The following is a 15,716-nucleotide window of genomic DNA, read 5'->3' as shown; positions in this document are numbered from 1 at the left end:
CGGTCACAGCCAGCCTGTCACGTGTACACCAGAAACTCCTTCAGGTAGCAATCGCCGCTGTATGCGTCGTAACCGATCTTCACCTGTTTGCCAGCGACGGCAGCAGTGCTGATGGACCTGACCATATCCTGAAAGCCGGGGAGCCCCGAGCTCAACACCAACCTCTCCACCCCGCCGCAGATGTCCGCGACGCCATTGCCGGGGAAGGCGTTGATGATCGCCGTCGAGGTCGGCGAGCTCTTGAATTTGATGACGACGTTGCCGTCGGGCTGATGACGATAACTGGCCACGTACGCATCGATACGCCATTCGATCACCGTATCGGTCGGACTGGCGTACGCGCCGAAGGCCACCGAGAGGGCCGCCGCCATCAAACCACCGGTCATGATCTTCTTGAGCATGTCAAACTCCGTCATGTTGAAGCGTCGATTGAATGGTTCTACTGCCCGCTTGGCATCTCCCGGGCACGGCGCACGTCGATCGCACGAGGATCTTCGTGTCCGCGCTCGAGCTGCGCGCTCATCCGGCTCGTCGCACCGGCGCTTGCCGGCGCCGCTTCGACGGGATCGCGCGTTGTCGCGTCGCGGTCGCTGCTGAGTCTGGCAATGCTCGGGCCAACCCGTACTCGACAAGGAAAGACCGGAATGGCCGAGGAAAATCGTCGTCCTGAGGGTCGGATGCCCGCGGGCGGTGACGCCCGCACGTGACCGCACGTGCGCGTCCACACGTGCGGGCGTGGAGGTGGCGAAGCGCAGACACTTCGGAAGTGGACGCTGTCAGGGCGTGTGGGCTGGAGCAGCAGATGCTCGGGCCGGCCCCTCCTCCACCGCCTCCGGCTCCTCGCCGACCGCCTCCACCATCTCCGCGGCGGCCTGGGCCGACTGCGCCCCCGACAGGATCCGCGGCGCCCGTCGTCTCACCAGCGCGCCGGCACGACTGGACGCCGCGTCCGGCCTGTGTATCGTCGTGATCGTGAGAAGCACCCTTATCTTTCCCAGGATCTCCCTGCTCCTCGCCCTCCTCGCCGCCGGCATCGCCGTGAGCTGCGGCGGCAGCGGCGACGGCAACCCATCCTCGCCCCAGGGCTCCGGCGGCAGCGGCGGCAGCGGCGGCAGCGGCGGCGGCGCGACGGTCGGCAGCGCCGCCAACACCGGCGGCTCCGAGCCGATCTTCGTCGGCAGCGGCGGCAGCCTGATCGCCACGAGCGGCGGCGGCGGCGACGGCGGCGGGTGTCAGCAGCTCGACATCGCGTTCGAGCCGCAAACGCCGACCGTCATGATCGTCGTCGATCGCTCGGGCAGCATGTACGACAGCGGGTTCTGGGACCCGCTGAAGACCGCCGTGCTCAGCGTCGTCGAGACCCTGCAAACGAAGGTCCGCTTCGGCTTCCTGACCTTCACGGGGATCGCGCCCTCCCAGTGCCCGCTGCTCACCGGGGCCGACGTCATCACGCTCAACAACCACGCCGACATCGCGGCCGCGTACGAAGAGGCCTCCATGAGGCCGGGCCAGAAGCTCGAGACGCCGACCGGCATGACGTTCAACGAGGAGATCATCCCCGAGCTCGTCGCGTTCGGAGAGCCCGGCCCCAAGTACATCCTCTTCGTCACCGACGGCGAGCCCGACCGCTGCGACGACGGGCCCGCCGCGTGCGCGCGCGACGACGTCGTAGGCGCGGTCCAGTCCGCCTACGATCAGGGCATCGGCACGTTCGTCTTCGGCCTCGGCGAGGGCTCGTTCGCGGAGCACCTCCAGGACCTGGCAAACGCCGGCGCTGGCCAGCCGGTCCAGCGGCCCCGGGACACGCAGCAATCCTGCTTCACCGGCGCGGGCACCTACGCCGACGTCGGCGGCACCGCGACGGTCTACACGCCGGACCCGACCAACGCGACCGCCCTGGAGAACGAGCTCAACGCCGCCATCTCCGGCGCGAAGAGCTGCACCTTCGACCTCCAGGGCTCGATCGAGGTCGATCTCGCGCACGCGTCCGAAGGCCAGGTGCTCATCGACGGCGCGCCCGTTCCCTACGACGAGCAGAACGGCTGGCACATGGAGAGCTCCACCCAGATCGTCCTCACCGGCGACGCCTGCGAGCGCCTCAAGACCGCGACGCAGGGCATCTCGTTCGACTTCCCCTGCGAGATCATCGACCCCCTGTGAGCGACGCGCCGCCGCGCTGGCCGCGTTGCTCCGCTGCGCCCGCCGACGGCCGTCTTTTCCGCGCAACCCGCCGGCGCTTTTGCTAAAGGCGTACGGCAACCTCGACCCATGACAAGGATCAGCGCGCGGGAGCTCGCGGGCACGAGCGGCCCCTTCGGTCGCGGCACGCCGGTGGTGCGGCCGGCGGAGGTGCCGGAAGGGTCGGTCGTCACCGTCCTGCGCGTGCCGCCCGAGTCGGCGGGCATGCGGCTCGACCGGTTCGTGCAGAGCCAGCTCAAGCGGACGAGCCGCACGCGCGCCGCCGAGATCGTCGCCCGCGGCGCCTACTCGCCCGAGGCGCGGCGCCTGCGCGGCAGCGACCGCGTGCGGCCGGAGCAGTGCATCCTCCTCTGGCGCGAGCCGTGGGACGAGCAGGCGCCCGACACCCCGATCCCGGTCGTCCACGAGGACGACGCGCTGCTCGCCGTCAACAAGCCCCCGGGGCTGCCGGTGCACCCCACGGCGCGGTACCACAAGAGCACCGTCATCAAGATGATGGAGGCCGCGCGCCCCGGCGAGCGGCTGTTCCTCGCCCACCGGATCGATCGCGAGACGAGCGGCGTGCTCCTCCTCTGCCGCACGCCCGAGGCCGATCGGAGGGTGAAGGCGCAGTTCGAGGAGCGCACGGGCGTCACCAAGCGCTACGCCGCGATCACCTGGGGCTGGCCCGAGCACGACGCCTTCCGCGTCGAGCTGCCGCTCGAGCTCGACACCTCGAGCCGCTACAAGGTCAAGATGCGCGTCGCGTCGCCCGGCCGCGGCCTCGCCTCGGCGACAGCGTGCGAGGTCCTGGGTCGCCGCGCCGATCCCCTCACCGGCCGCCGCTACGCGCTGGTCCAGTGCACGCTCGAGACCGGCCGTCAGCACCAGATCCGCCTCCACCTCGCGTCGAGCGGCCTGCCGCTCGTGGGCGACAAGCTCTACGGGCCCGACGAGGGCATGTTCGCGCGCGGCGCTGACGGCGTGCTCACCGACGAGGACCGCCGCGCGCTCGAGCTCGACCGTCACGCCCTCCATGCCGCGCTGCTGGAGCTCACCCATCCGGTGACAGGCGAGCGCGTGCGCGTCGAGGCGCCGCTCTCGGAGGATCTGCGCACCTTCTGGGATGCGCTCCACGCCTGAGGCGTGAACGGCGCGGAGCGGAACGGCGACGAATCGAGGGGAGCGGCGCGAAACAGCGCGGAGCGGGCGGAGGCATGTCGACGGCAGCGCTCGCCAGCGGCTCCGGATCTTGTGCCGTCGCGCCGACTTACGTACGATGATCGGGATGACGCGTGCGCGAGACGACCTCGAGGCGCTGCGGGATCCAGCGCTTCGGTCCACACCGCTCGAGGCCGAGAGCTCCGCCCAGAGCGCGGCGTCCGGCCCGGTGGAGCCCGGTCCGGACGAGCCGAGGAGCGCCGCCGAGGCGCCCTCTCCACCAGCGCGCCCCGGCGCGGGCGAGCCGCTGCAGGCGGCACCCGAGCGGCCGGAGCCGGCCGAGCCGCCCCCGCCCTCGGTCGCAGCGTCGCCGCCGGTCGATCCGCGCGCCCGGGGCGACGAGAGCCTCGACCGCGAGCGCTACGAGCGCTACGCGATGCCGGCGAGCGACCTCCCCGCGGCCAACGTGCAGGCCTTCCGCGGGGACGCGGCCGGGGTGCTCGCGATCGTCCGGCGCGCCGTCCAGTCCGTCACGCGCGATCCGGCGCGCCACCGGCGCCGGCTGCCGAAGTCGCGCTTCGACGCGATCCGCAGCTTGCCGGAGCTCGCGATGGCGCTCGACTACGCGGTGACGCGCATGCAGCCCGAGAGCGCGCCGCCTCCCGAGGTGACCGAGCGGCTCGACGAGCTCTACGAGGCGCTGCGCCCGACGATCGCCGCGGCCGAGGTGTGCTTCCCGCGCGGCATCGTCCCGGAGACCTACGGCATCGTCCGGCGCGCGCTCGTCGCCGGCGATCCAGCGAGCGCGGCGGCCACGATCACGAACCTCATCCAGGACCGGTGGGGCCACGTCCAGGGCCGGATCTCGATCACCAGGGAAGAGGTCACCCGGATCAACAGCACCGCGAAGTGGCTGCTCAGCAACACCCGCCCTCCCGAGCGCCTCGACTCGAGGGACATCCGCGATCGCCTCTGGTCGCTCCTGCGCGAGCGCTACGAGCAGCTCCGTGTCATCGCGCAGGAGGTCTCCGGCGACGAGTCGCGCGAGTACGCCCCCGAGCGCCTCGCCGACTAGCCCCTCCCCGCTTCCAGTCCCCGTCAGGTGCCCGTGGAGGGAGCCCGGACCGGCGAGCGGGCGTACCCCCGCACGCCCGCCTGGTCTAGGCTCCCGGCATGCAGCAGATCCGCAAGACCCTCTGCAACCGCGATTGCCCCGACGCCTGCAGCATCGTGGCCACCGTGGAGGATGGCCGCATCGTGCGCCTCGGCGGCGACCCGGACCACCCGATCACGCGAGGCTTCCTCTGCTACAGGACGTCGCGCTTCCTGGAGACGCAGTACTCGCCCGAGCGCCTGACCGCGCCGCTGCTCCGCAAGGGCGGCGAGCTCACGCCCGTCTCGTGGGACGAGGCGCTCGACACCGCGGCCGAGCGGCTGCTCCGGATCCGCGGCGAGTCGGGCCCGGCCGCGATCTTTCATTACCGGAGCGGCGGCTCGCTCGGGATGCTCACGACGATGCCCGACGCCTTCTTCGCGCGGTTCGGGCCGGTCACTGTCAAGCGCGGCGACATCTGCTCCGGCGCGGGCGACGCCGCGCAGCTCGCCGATTTCGGCGAGGAGGACAGCAACGACCTCGCCGACCTGAAGAACGCCCGGCACATCCTGCTCTGGGGCAAGAACGTCTTCACCTCGAGCCCGCACACCCTCCCGGTGCTGCGCGAGGCCAAGGCGCGCGGCGCGGAGCTCGTGCTCATCGATCCCGTGCACCACAAGACGGCCTCCCTGTGCAGCGCCTTCTACCAGCCCCGTCCAGGCGGCGATTTCGCGCTCGCCATGGCCGTCGCCCGCGTGCTCTTCGACGAGGGGTGGACCGACCCGCGCGCCGCGGACTACTGCGACCACCTCGACGACTTCCGCGCGCTCGCGCAGCGCCGCTCCGTGGCCGCGTGGTGCCGCGACGCCGACGTGCCCGAGCGCGCCGCGCTCGATCTCGCGCGCCGCCTCGGCGCCGAGCGACCCGCGGCCATCCTCGTCGGCTGGGGCATGGGCCGCCGCACCTCGGGCGGGGCGATCGTGCGCGCCCTCGACGCGCTCTCGGCCGTCAGCGGGAACCTCGGCGTCCCCGGCGGCGGCGTCTCGTTCTACTTCAAGCGGCGCGGCGCGTTCGACCTCGCGCAGCTCCAGGGCGATCGCGCCGCGCCCCGCACCGTCTGCGAGCCGCTGTTCGGGCAGGAGGTGCTCGGGATGAGCGACCCGCCGATCCGCGCCGTCTGGGTGACCGCCGGCAACCCGGTCGCGATGCTGCCCGACTCCGGCGCCGTCGCGGAGGCGCTCGCGACCCGCGAGTTCGTCGTCGTCGCCGACTCCTTCCTCACGGACACCGCGCGGGTCGCCCACCTCGTGCTGCCCACGAGGACGCTCCTCGAGGCCGACGACGTCCTGGGCGCCTACGGCCACCACTACCTCGGCGTCTCCACGCCCGTGGTCCCGCCGCCGGACGGGGTGAAGAGCGACCTCGAGATCATGCAGGCGCTCGCGCGGCGCGTCGGCCTCGGCGGCGCGCTCGACGGCAGCGCCCGCGACTGGAAGCGGCGGCTCACCGAGCCCAAGCTCGCGCCGTTCGGCGTCACCCTCGAGACGCTGGAGCGCGGGCCGGTGCGCAACCCGCTGGCGCCGCAGGTGCTGTTCGCGGACCGGAAGTTCCCGACCCCGAGCGGGCGGGTCAACCTGATCACCGAGGCGCCGGAAGAGCGCGGCGATCCCGACGCAGGCGAGCTCCCGCTGCTCCTCATGGCGCTCTCCACCGACAAGTCGCAATCATCGCAGTGGGCGCGGCCCCAGCAGGGCCCCGCCGTCGTCACGGTCCACCCCGACGCGGCCTGCGGCGTACCCGACGGCGGCGTCTGTCGGATCGCGTCGCGCGTCGGCACCATGACGGTGCGGCTCCGCCATGATCCCGCCCAGCGCCGCGACGTGGCGCTCATCCCGAAGGGCGGCCACCTGCGCGACGGCCGCTGCGCCAACGCGCTGATCCGCGCCCGTACCACGGACATCGGCGAGGGCGGCGCGCTCTACGAGGAGCGGGTGCGCGTCGTGCCGATCGCGCCCGACGACCTGCCGCAGCCGCTGGCGTGACGCGCGCTGCGCCGCGCCCGCGACCGGACGCGGATCTGCCGTGACCCGAGGCGCCGCGGCTCCTGCCCTCGATCCCCTCGGCCGCGGGGAGCGCCGCGTCGCCGCTCAGTCCTTCTGGGCCGGCTCCCGCATCGGCTCCCGCGGCGCGCCTCGCTCCGAGGGCGCGGCGGCCGAGCCCTCCACCGCGTCCCCGATCTCGCGCGCCACGTTCTCCACGGTGCGCAGGCTGATCCGCCCGGCGAGCACCAGCGTCGCGCCGAGCTCACGGCAGTCGATCGGGTCCAGCCGCACGGGGGACGCGAAGGTGTTGACCGCCGCCATCTGCCCCGCGGCGTAATCGAAGCGCGCGCCGAACACGAGATCGCCGTACCGCGTGTACGACACCAGGCCGAGCGCCGCGTGCACGCCGCTCATCCGCTCGAGGAAGAGCCTCGACTCGACGGACAGGGGTCCTCGCAGGCTGGACAGCGCGTTGAAATCCGTGACGACGCCGCTCGCCAGGCTGAGATCGCGCGTGAGGAACACCTCGGCGCCGAGCCCCACGTTGACCACGGGCGCCGCCGCCTCGACGACGCCGAACCGGCTCTGCCGCCGGCTCGTCACCGTCCCCGCCTCCATCGCGATCTCCTCCCGATCGGCGGCGATCCGCGCGAACTCCGGCTGGCCCATGTAGAAGAAGCCGTCGAGCTCCAGCCGCAGCCTGCTCCACTCCGCGCTCGCGCCCACGGCCACGCGGGCCGGAGAGGGCGCCACGAACTCCCCCGCGCCGGACCAGTGGCGCACCGCCGCCGTCCCGGTCGCGAGCGTGTCCTGGTAGCTCCCGTCGAAGGAGTCGAAGACGTGAACGCTGGGCGTCCTCACGCTGATCCCGGCCGAGAACACCCGGGTCAGCCGGTACGTCGCCCCGAGGTGCGCGAGGAGGTCCCACGAGTCTCCCGAGAGCGCCGTCTGGTACGTCGTGCTGCTGGCCGCGCCCGTACCGGTGTCCTCCACGATGCTCGAGATGCTGAGCGCGCTCGTGTACCGCGTGCGTACGACCGAGAGCGAGGCGCCCACGGCGAGGCGGTCGTTGACGCTGTAGCTCCACGACGGGCCGGCGCTGTAGCGCCCCCACCTGTAGCGGAGCGTCTGCGCCTGGGTCACGCGGCGCCCGGCCGACTCCCCCGAGAACCCGAGCGCGTCGAACCCGAACTCGCTCTCTTCCGTCTTCGCGAGGCACGCGGCGAGGGTCTGGCGGCCGACGGGCACCCGCGCCGGACTCCCGTCTCGCGCGCCGCTCCTCAGGTCGAAGAAGTAGCAGGTCGCGTCAGGGAGGGTGCTCAGGCCCTGGTCGGTCACCGTCGTCCGGTCGAGCCGGAGGTCCCCGTACCGATCGGCGTCGACAGGACCTGGCTGGTGCCACGCCGCCAGCGTTCGATGCGCGTAGCGGAAGAACGACGACGAGAACGCGATGTTGCGGTCCTCGATGCGCACGATCGTCGCCGGATTCAGGAAGGGCGCCGCGCCGTCGACGCCGAGCACGACCCCTGTGCTCCCGAGGAGCGCGGATCGCCCGCCGAGCAGCGCGGACTCGTACCTTCCCTGGGCGCGCGCCGGGGATGCGCCCAGCGCGCCGAGGAGCGCGCTGGCCATGCCGACGAGGGCGCCGCACAGTCCAGCTCGGCGGAGGTGAGCGCGCGGCCTCAGCGGCATGGCGGGCGCCAGCATGCATCGCGGCGCCGTGACCGCAACGGCAGCGGCGCCCCGCTGTGGCAGGAAGCGACGTGCGCGCGGGCCGGAGGCCCCCTGCGGGCGCTCTTGCGCATGCGCCCGCTCAGCGGCGCGCGATCACGGCGCCCAGGCCGAAGGCGATCGCGTCCTCGATCATGGCTCCGACCGGGGCGGGAACGCGCGTCCCGCGGTTCATCCACGCGCGGGCGCGGTTGCCGGCGAGCGCCCCCAGCGCGGCCGCCACGGCGCCCACCACAGCGCCGGCGACGCGCAGGTTCTTCTCGGGGCTCTGGGCGCCTACCGCGGCGCCGAGGAGCGCCCCGATCACGAGGCGCCCGCTCAGCGGCCCTCTCGAGAGGCGGCTCGGCGCGGAGGGCAGCTTGTCCAACAAGAGCTCCCCGCCCGCGAGCACGCTCATCACGCGCTGCGCTGTCGGCGAGCGGAGCGCGCGCCAGAAGCTCCCGCTCTGCCCGTCGAACGCGCCACGCCGGGCGCTGGACGCGAGGATCCTCACGCCCAGCATGGAACGCATTCCGGTCACCAGCCCGAGCCCTGCGGCCTGCCCGAGGAGAACGATCTCCGAGGAGCTGGACCGCCGGGCGCCTCCAAAAAACGATGCTGTCGCCATGACGACCGGCAGTAGCAACGCATATGCCCCGGTTGGCGTGCGCGCTCTCCGTCCGGGCGACGGGGAGCGCTCCTGAACGACCTGTGCCCGCAGCGCGCCGGCCCGTCCCCGCTCGCCGTGAGCCGGGGCACCGCACTCCGACAGCGCGGAGCGCCCTGCGTCCGTCCGCTTCTTCGCGATGTCCGGAACCGGAGAAACCGCGGACCTGGGCGACGGCCTGTCCTGCAGGTCCTCCGGCGTCGCGGTTGATGGGGCGCGGGAGGTGCACTACCTGAGAGGCTCCACCTTGCATCCCGGAGAACGGTCCGCCATGCCCGTGCCCCCCATCGCCGCGCTCAAGACCGTTGACATCGAGGATGAACGGCTGAGGCGCCTGAACGCGCTCGGGCAGTTTCTGGACAACGCCATTCGCATCCCCGGCGTCGGCTACCGGGTCGGCTACGACGCGGTGATCGGGCTGATCCCGGGCGTCGGGGATCTCATCGGCTTCGGGCTCTCGATGTACATCGTCCTCGCGGCGACGCGGTACCGCCTCCCCGCCTCGACGTTGCTGCGCATGATGCTCAACGTGGGTCTCGAGGCACTGATCGGCATGATCCCCCTCCTGGGCGACCTCTTCGACGCGGCCTACAAGGCGAACGTGCGCAACCTCGACCTCCTGCGGTCGCACCTCGCCGCGCGGAGCCAGGGCGGCGCGCGCCCCTCGGATGCCCGCTTCTATGCGGGGCTGCTGATCGTGGTGGGGGGCTTCGTCGCGCTGGCGGGCCTGCTGCTCTTCTCCCTGGTGCGCGCGGCGCAGGGCCTCTTCGGATCCTGAGAGAAGCGACCGCCGGCCCCGGGGGCACCGGCTACCGAACCGACGCCGACAGATGCGCTTGCAGCGAGATCATCTGCGGCGTGTCTGCGCCATCTCGCGGCTCGAGCGACGTGAAGTAGTCCTTCCAGGAGGGCCCTGCCGCCCAGTAGGTCCAGCCCACGTAAACGTCCTTGTTTTGCTCGAGGTAGATCGCGACGTTGGCGATCGCCTTCAGGCATACAGCGCTCGCCCCGCCGCTGAACTCGCCGAGGAACCCCTTTTTCCGGTGCTTCCTGAGCCACGCCGTGAACACCTTCAGGCGCTCCACCCCGACGGTCTCGCTGACGCAACTGGGCGATTTTCCCGAGGAATCTTCGTCGAGGTGCTGGTGGACCTCGAACGCGACGGCCTGCTTCGGGTCGACGATCTTGAGGAGCGCCTCGGCGTTCGATGTTCCGTAGAAGGTCGCATCGAAGCTGTGCGCTCCGGACCACCCGTTACCGGGGACGAGGATGAGGTTCGTCGCCCCGGTGCTACGGATCGAGACGATCGCGGCGTTGGCGGCCTCGATCCACGTCTCGGTCGGCATGTCGTGCGGCTCGTTCATGAGGGCGAACACCACCTTCGTGTTGCCCTTGAACTCGACGGCCACCCGCCCCCAGAACTCGGCGAAATCCGCGTTCGGGATCTCTGCGCCGACGACACCGGTTCCATAGCGCCCATAGTTGTGCACATCGAGCACCACGTAAGCGCCTTTGGCGACCAGGTTGTTGACGGTCGTCTTCAGCCGGTTCAGCTCTGCGGCGTTGAGCGGCTGGTTGCGCGCGGGCTGCAGTCGTTCCCAGCGAAACGGCACCCGGAAGGTGTTCATCCCCCTGGCCAGGAAGTAATCCGCGGACGTGTATCCCTTGGAGAACGCGGGATCCGGGTAGGTGTAGTGGACCCCCGGGGTGCCTGGGAGCGTGCCTTTGCCGAACGGGTCGACCGCGAACTCCGCCCCTGCGAGGCTGACGCCCCTGAGCGAGAGCGGCCGCGCGAGGATCTCTGCCTCGCCCGCGCCGCTCACGGTGACGGCCGCGACCGTTTCGCCTTTCTTCTCCGCGTCCCCCCCTCGGCACGCTGCCAGAACAACCCCGAGCCCCACCAGCGCCCACGCAATCTTCCTCACAGTCGCTCCTCGGCCCGCATGAGACCCCGGCACGTCCGAGCGCGCAACCGTTTCCGTCAGGCCCACGCCCCGCCGCCGCTCGGCGCCGCCCGGCACACGCCCCGCCGAGCGGCGCGCACCCGCACAGGAGACGGGCCCAGATCGGCGTTTTCGGCGCGCAGGCGTACTCCCGTACGCCGAGCACCGAAAACGTCGAGGTGGGCCCGTATCCGAAGCGGGTGCGTGCCGCTCAGTCGCGGGAGCTGGTGAAGAGGCGGAGGATGTACCAGAACAGCATGGCGACGGACGCGAAGAGCTCGAGCGCGGCGCCGACATACCGGTCCTCGGGGAAGTGGTGGAGGACGTTCGACGTGTCGTAGAGGATCGCAGCGCCGGCGAACGCGACCATCGCGACGCTGAAGAACGTGCCGAGCTGGAAGCCGAACAGCACGCCGGCCGCTATGAGGACGAGCGCGCAGATGCCGCCCCAGCGAAGGAGCGCGCCCAGGAAGGAGAAGTCCTTGCGGGTCACGAATGCGATCGCTGTGAGCCCGGCGAAGCCGGCCATCGTGGCGAGCCCGGCGCTCTGGATCGCGCCGGGGGCGACCATGTCCGCGATGTAGAGGAGCGGCACGAAGAGGATCGCCTGGGCGAGCACGTAGCCGAGCAGCGCGGCGTATTGCACCGGCTTCGACATGGAGGTGTGCGCCGCGCGGCTGGCCAGCCAGCTCACGAGCATGAACCCCCCGAGCACCAGCAACCAGCTCGTGCCCATCATCGCCCGGGCGATGACCGAGGCGACGCCGGTCTTGAAAAGCGCGACCTCGATCGCCGCGAAGAGGACGATCGCCCCGAACAGGTGATTGTACGTTCGCACGAGGAAGCGCTCGCGCGAATCGGTGCCGGCACGGATCGCCGATGACCGGGCCCCGTATCCTACGTAGTTCTGGTTCATGTTCCCTCTCGTCGGTATAGGCCTCGACCGCTCGCGATGTTAGCACGCCGCGTGCCGCCGACGCGGTTGCCGGGGCAAGACGCGCTGCGCCACGGTACCGTGGACGCTGGCGCCTGTGGGTGGTCTTTCCGGCGCGCGCCGGATCGCGAAAGGCCGGGCTGGCTCCCGCCATCGTCCTGCCGGCGCGCCGCCAGGGGACGCTGCGGCGCTCGCGGCCGATGCTGGAGAAGCCGGCGTGAACGTCGTGTGGGATGTCGTGGAAGTCCCCCTGAAAAGCTGACTTAGATCCCCTTCGGGATCTTGTCGAGGTCCACCTGGGAGAGGGCGTGGCGGATCAGCGCGCTCCGGTTGGCCTTCGTCATCCCGCGCGCCTTGAGCGCGCTGACCATCTCGTCCAGGCGCTCGAGATCCTCGGTGTACATCGAGATGCAGATGACCTTGTAGTGCTGCGGTCTCTCGGGCGGCGCAGCCCCCGGCTCGGACGCGGCGCCGGCGCCGGTCGTCCGGGTCTTCGCGCGCGAACGAGGCGCTTCCGCGGGCGTGTAGAATGACCCGGACAAAACACCTTCCACCTCGTCGCGATCGAGCAGCGCCCGCGCGGCGCCCCCGAGATCGCCTTCGCTCTTCATTGCTTCCTCCAGCTCCCTGCCCGATCCATCCCCGGTGAGACCCCGCGTCGGCGGGTCCCTTCATCCTGCGGGACGCCGCGTTCGCGGGTCCCTTCATCCTGCGGGACCCCGCGTTCGCGGGTCCCTTCATCCTGCGGGACCCCGCGTTCGCGGGTCCCTCATGCGCCAGCCACCGCAGCGCCCGGCCGCTCCGTTGCCGCGCCCGGCCGATCGGTGCTCCACGACCCCTGATCGCGCGCCGCGCCGGCGTCGGATCCGGTCGCGCCGCGCTCGCGGCTCTCGATGATGCGGTCGACCACCGTCAGGTAATCGTCCGCCGCCGGAGTGCCCGGCGCATACTCGAAGATCGTCTGGCCCTGCGCGGGCGCCTCCTTCACCTTGATGGCCTGGCGGATCGGCGGAAGGCAGCGCTCCCCGAAGTGCTGCGTCATCGTGCTCACCGCCTCGCGCGCGATCTTCGCGCGACCGTCGAAGAACGTCGGAAGCACGCCCCATATCTGCACAGGGTGGTGCAGCAGCGCGTTCACGTTCTTCACCGTCTTGATCACCTGCCGGACACCGACGAGCGACAGGTAATCGCACGCGACAGGGACCAGCACGCTGTCCGCGAGCACCAGCGCGTTCTGGTTCATCAGCGAGAGGCTCGGCGAGCAGTCGAGGACCACGTAGTCGTAGTCGGCCGCCGCGGCGGAGAGCCGATCCGAGAGCACACGGTCGCGGTTCTGGCGCCCGGCCAGGTAGAGCTCGGCGGCCGCCAGCGTCTCGTTGGACGGCAGGAGATCCAGGTTCGGGCGCACCGTCTTGATGGCGTCCGCGACCCGGAGCCCCATCACGAGCACGTGATAGAGCGATCGCTCCGCGCCGGCGCCGAGCGACACAGAGACGTTCCCCTGCGCGTCGGTGTCGACGAGCAGCACCCGCTTGCCGCGGGCCGCGAGCCCGGCCGCGACGCTCACGGCCGTGGTCGTCTTGCCGGTGCCGCCCTTGTGGTTGAACACTGCCAGGCACCGGGGCACCCCGGCAGGACGCTGCGGCGGCTGCGCTGCCCGCTTCGCTCCCCCGGCCGGCGAAACGGGCACCGCGATCGCCCCCTGCTGCCCCCGTGGCTCCGCCGGACGCATCGCCGGCGCGGCGGCCGCCCCAGGCGCGCTGGGCCGGCCAGCCCGCTCAGGAGCCGCCGGCTGGCTCGCTTCGGCGGCAGCGCGCGCGCCCCCCGCCGCTGGCACCTCGCGGCGGGTCGACGGCAGTCCTTCCGCCGGCACCGCGGCCGCTGCCGCGATGTCGCCGAGCCGAACCCCCTTCGCCTCGCGCACGAGCTGCGTCCGGCACCCCAGCGAGCACGCGTAGTGCCGCCGCCCGGCGACGTAGAGCACCTGCGACACGAGATCCGGGGTGAAGCGCTTCGCGCACGCGTCGCAGGTGGCGAGTGCGGCGCCGGCCTCCCCGCCGAGTTGGCTCTTTTCCAGGCATTTCTGCGAGCAGAAGAAGGAGAAGCCGCCGTCCTTCTCCTCCATCTGGTACCGGAACTGGACCTCGAATCCGGTTCCGCACACGCTGCACGTCTCGCTGATTCCGCCCACAGCTCGCTCCTTCACGCCGCGCACAGCGCTTTGCCCAGGCGCAGCGTCGACCATCATCACAGTCAAGGACCAAAGGTCAACTTTTCTGCGAGCGTGGAAGCGCCCCGTGCGCCGCGCGGCGAGCACCTTCCCCGGCCGGGGGGACCTGCCCTCCCCCCCGGCGGCGTGATGGGCCGGCGCCTGGATGCGGGTCAGTGACGGAAGTGCCGCGTCCCGGTGAACACCATCGCGACCCCCGCCGCGTCGGCAGCCGCGATGACCTCCGCGTCCCTCACGCTGCCTCCGGGCTGCGCGACAGCGGTGATCCCGTGCTCGGCGGCGAGCTGCAGGCCGTCCGGGAACGGGAAGTAGGCGTCCGACGCGAGGACGCTCCCGCGGGCCCGCTCGCCCGCCTTGCTGCAGGCGATGCGCACGCTCTCGACCCGGGACATCTGCCCGGCCCCGACGCCGACAGTGCTCCCGGGTACCGCGAGCACGATCGCGTTGGATTTCACGTGCTTGCACACCCCCCAGCCGAGCTCGAGCGCCTCGATCTCCCGCTCCGTGGGCGCCCGCTTCGTCACGACCTTGCCGCCGCGGACCTCGCCGGCCGCTGTCGCGTCGCGGGCCTGGACCACGAGGCCCCCGCCGACGCGCTTGAACGTCAGCTCCCGGTGGTCGGCGGGCAGGAGCGCGCCGGTCGCGAGCACACGGAGGTTCTTCTTGGTCCGGAGCACCTCGACCGCCTCAGGGGTGTAGGCGGGAGCGATCACGCACTCCAGGAAGGTCTCGATCAGCACCTCGGCGGCCGCGCGGTCGACCTCGCGGTTCAGCGCGACGATCCCGCCGAAGGCGCTCACGGCGTCGGCTTCGCGCGCCGTCCGGTAGGCGGTCGCGAGATCAACGGCCGTCGCGACGCCGCACGGATTCGTGTGCTTCACCACGACGGCGGCGGGCTGGGTGAACTCCCGCACCGCCTCGAACGCCGCGTCCACGTCGACGAGGTTGTTGAACGACAGCTCTTTCCCGCCCGCGCCCAGCGACTCCGCGAGCGCGAGCGACCCAGCGGACGCGCCCCGCTCGCGGTAGAAGGCGCCCGACTGGTGCGGGTTCTCGCCGTACCGGAGCGGATAGGCCCGCTCGAGGGCGAGCGTCAGGAAGCGCGGATACGCCTCGCGCTCCGCGGCGTTCGGCTCGCCCTCCTCCGGCAGCGAGGAGAGATAGCCGGCCACCATCCCGTCGTAGGCCGCCGTGTGCGCGAACGCCTTCGTGGCGAGCCGGCGGCGCGTGGCGCTCGACACCTCACCTGCCCTGTCGATCTCGGCGAGCACGGCGTCGTAGTCGGCCGGATCGACAACCACCGCCACGCGCGCGTGGTTCTTGGCCGCGCTCCGCACCATCGACGGACCGCCGATATCGATGTTCTCGATGATCTCGGCGTGCGTGACCCCGGCCTTCCGGACCGTCGCCTCGAAGGGGTAGAGGTTGCAGATCACGAGGTCGATCGGCGCGCCCCCGAGCCGCGCGAGGTCGTCGTCGTCGATCGCGCCGCGCATCAGGATGCCGCCGTGCACCCTGGGGTGGAGCGTCTTCACCCGGCCATCCATCACCTCGGGAGAGCCGGTATAGGCCTCCACGCCGACGACCGGCACGTTGGCCTCCTGGAGCGCCCGCTGCGTCCCCCCGGTCGAGAGGATCTCCACGCCCTTGTCCGCGAGCCGCCTGGCCAGCGGGAGCAGTCCCGTCTTGTCGGATACCGAAATCAGTGCGCGTCGAATCATCGCGACGCCAGCTAGTGCGTCTCGGCGCCCGCCGCCA

13 protein-coding genes are annotated in these 15,716 nt (G+C 71.6%); 5 read left to right on the top strand and 8 right to left on the bottom strand.

Translation table 11 applies throughout. The features are described from left to right. Positions 1 to 17: 17 nt before the first annotated feature. Positions 18 to 401 carry a hypothetical protein gene (locus WMF42_RS15305; protein ID WP_437692656.1) on the bottom strand — a complete coding sequence of 128 codons (384 nt, stop codon included), beginning with the start codon at positions 399 to 401 and terminating at the stop codon, positions 18 to 20. 571 nt (positions 402 to 972) lie between these two features. Between WMF42_RS15305 and WMF42_RS15300 the strand changes: the two genes are divergently transcribed. The 4 genes from WMF42_RS15300 to WMF42_RS15285 all read left to right on the top strand — a co-directional run bounded on the left by WMF42_RS15300 (position 973) and on the right by WMF42_RS15285 (position 6,474). Continuing rightward, positions 973 to 2,160: a vWA domain-containing protein gene (locus WMF42_RS15300; RefSeq protein ID WP_267888051.1), complete on the top strand. Its 1,188-nt coding sequence runs from the start codon at positions 973 to 975 to the stop codon at positions 2,158 to 2,160. Between the two features lie 108 nt (positions 2,161 to 2,268). Further along, entirely contained in the window at positions 2,269 to 3,321 is a 1,053-nt protein-coding gene (locus tag WMF42_RS15295; RefSeq protein WP_061606249.1) for an RluA family pseudouridine synthase, read from the top strand. 145 nt (positions 3,322 to 3,466) lie between these two features. Continuing rightward, positions 3,467 to 4,414, top strand: a complete 948-nt coding sequence (locus tag WMF42_RS15290) for a hypothetical protein (RefSeq protein WP_155798086.1) — start codon at positions 3,467 to 3,469, stop codon at positions 4,412 to 4,414. Between the two features lie 98 nt (positions 4,415 to 4,512). After that, the gene (locus WMF42_RS15285) at positions 4,513 to 6,474 is read left to right on the top strand and encodes a molybdopterin-containing oxidoreductase family protein (RefSeq protein WP_061606247.1); all 1,962 of its coding nucleotides are present in this window, start codon (positions 4,513 to 4,515) and stop codon (positions 6,472 to 6,474) included. A 105-nt stretch (positions 6,475 to 6,579) separates the two neighbouring features. Here the strand turns inward: WMF42_RS15285 and WMF42_RS15280 are convergent, their stop codons facing one another. Both WMF42_RS15280 and WMF42_RS15275 read right to left on the bottom strand, forming a co-directional pair. Then, a complete protein-coding gene (locus WMF42_RS15280) occupies positions 6,580 to 8,106 on the bottom strand; it encodes a hypothetical protein (RefSeq protein WP_233561117.1) in 1,527 nt (508 codons plus the stop codon). Positions 8,107 to 8,287: 181 nt separating this feature from the next. Then, a complete protein-coding gene (locus WMF42_RS15275) occupies positions 8,288 to 8,812 on the bottom strand; it encodes a DUF4126 family protein (RefSeq protein WP_155798085.1) in 525 nt (174 codons plus the stop codon). A gap of 310 nt (positions 8,813 to 9,122) precedes the next feature. Here WMF42_RS15275 and WMF42_RS15270 point away from each other — a divergent pair, with 310 nt between their 5' ends. Further along, positions 9,123 to 9,629 carry a DUF4112 domain-containing protein gene (locus WMF42_RS15270; protein ID WP_061606244.1) on the top strand — a complete coding sequence of 169 codons (507 nt, stop codon included), beginning with the start codon at positions 9,123 to 9,125 and terminating at the stop codon, positions 9,627 to 9,629. Between the two features lie 31 nt (positions 9,630 to 9,660). Here the strand turns inward: WMF42_RS15270 and WMF42_RS15265 are convergent, their stop codons facing one another. From WMF42_RS15265 to purH, 5 genes are all read right to left on the bottom strand, one after another. After that, positions 9,661 to 10,776, bottom strand: a complete 1,116-nt coding sequence (locus WMF42_RS15265) for a glycoside hydrolase family 5 protein (protein ID WP_061606243.1) — start codon at positions 10,774 to 10,776, stop codon at positions 9,661 to 9,663. Positions 10,777 to 11,005: 229 nt separating this feature from the next. Continuing rightward, entirely contained in the window at positions 11,006 to 11,710 is a 705-nt protein-coding gene (locus tag WMF42_RS15260; RefSeq protein WP_063815697.1) for a Bax inhibitor-1/YccA family protein, read from the bottom strand. A gap of 281 nt (positions 11,711 to 11,991) precedes the next feature. Next, positions 11,992 to 12,339, bottom strand: a complete 348-nt coding sequence (locus WMF42_RS15255; protein ID WP_061606242.1) for a hypothetical protein — start codon at positions 12,337 to 12,339, stop codon at positions 11,992 to 11,994. Positions 12,340 to 12,497: 158 nt separating this feature from the next. Next, on the bottom strand, positions 12,498 to 13,919 hold the full coding sequence (locus WMF42_RS15250; RefSeq protein ID WP_437692651.1) for a ParA family protein: 1,422 nt from the start codon (positions 13,917 to 13,919) through the stop codon (positions 12,498 to 12,500). A gap of 191 nt (positions 13,920 to 14,110) precedes the next feature. Next, complete coding sequence (gene purH / locus WMF42_RS15245) at positions 14,111 to 15,679, bottom strand: bifunctional phosphoribosylaminoimidazolecarboxamide formyltransferase/IMP cyclohydrolase (RefSeq protein WP_437692649.1); 1,569 nt, start codon at positions 15,677 to 15,679, stop codon at positions 14,111 to 14,113. Positions 15,680 to 15,716 lie beyond the last annotated feature (37 nt).

This window comes from Sorangium sp. So ce176 (assembly GCF_051519835.1).
GTDB classification, from domain to species: Bacteria; Myxococcota_A; Polyangia; order Polyangiales; family Polyangiaceae; genus Sorangium; species Sorangium cellulosum_G.
This window is presented reverse-complemented; position numbering and strand designations above follow the sequence as displayed.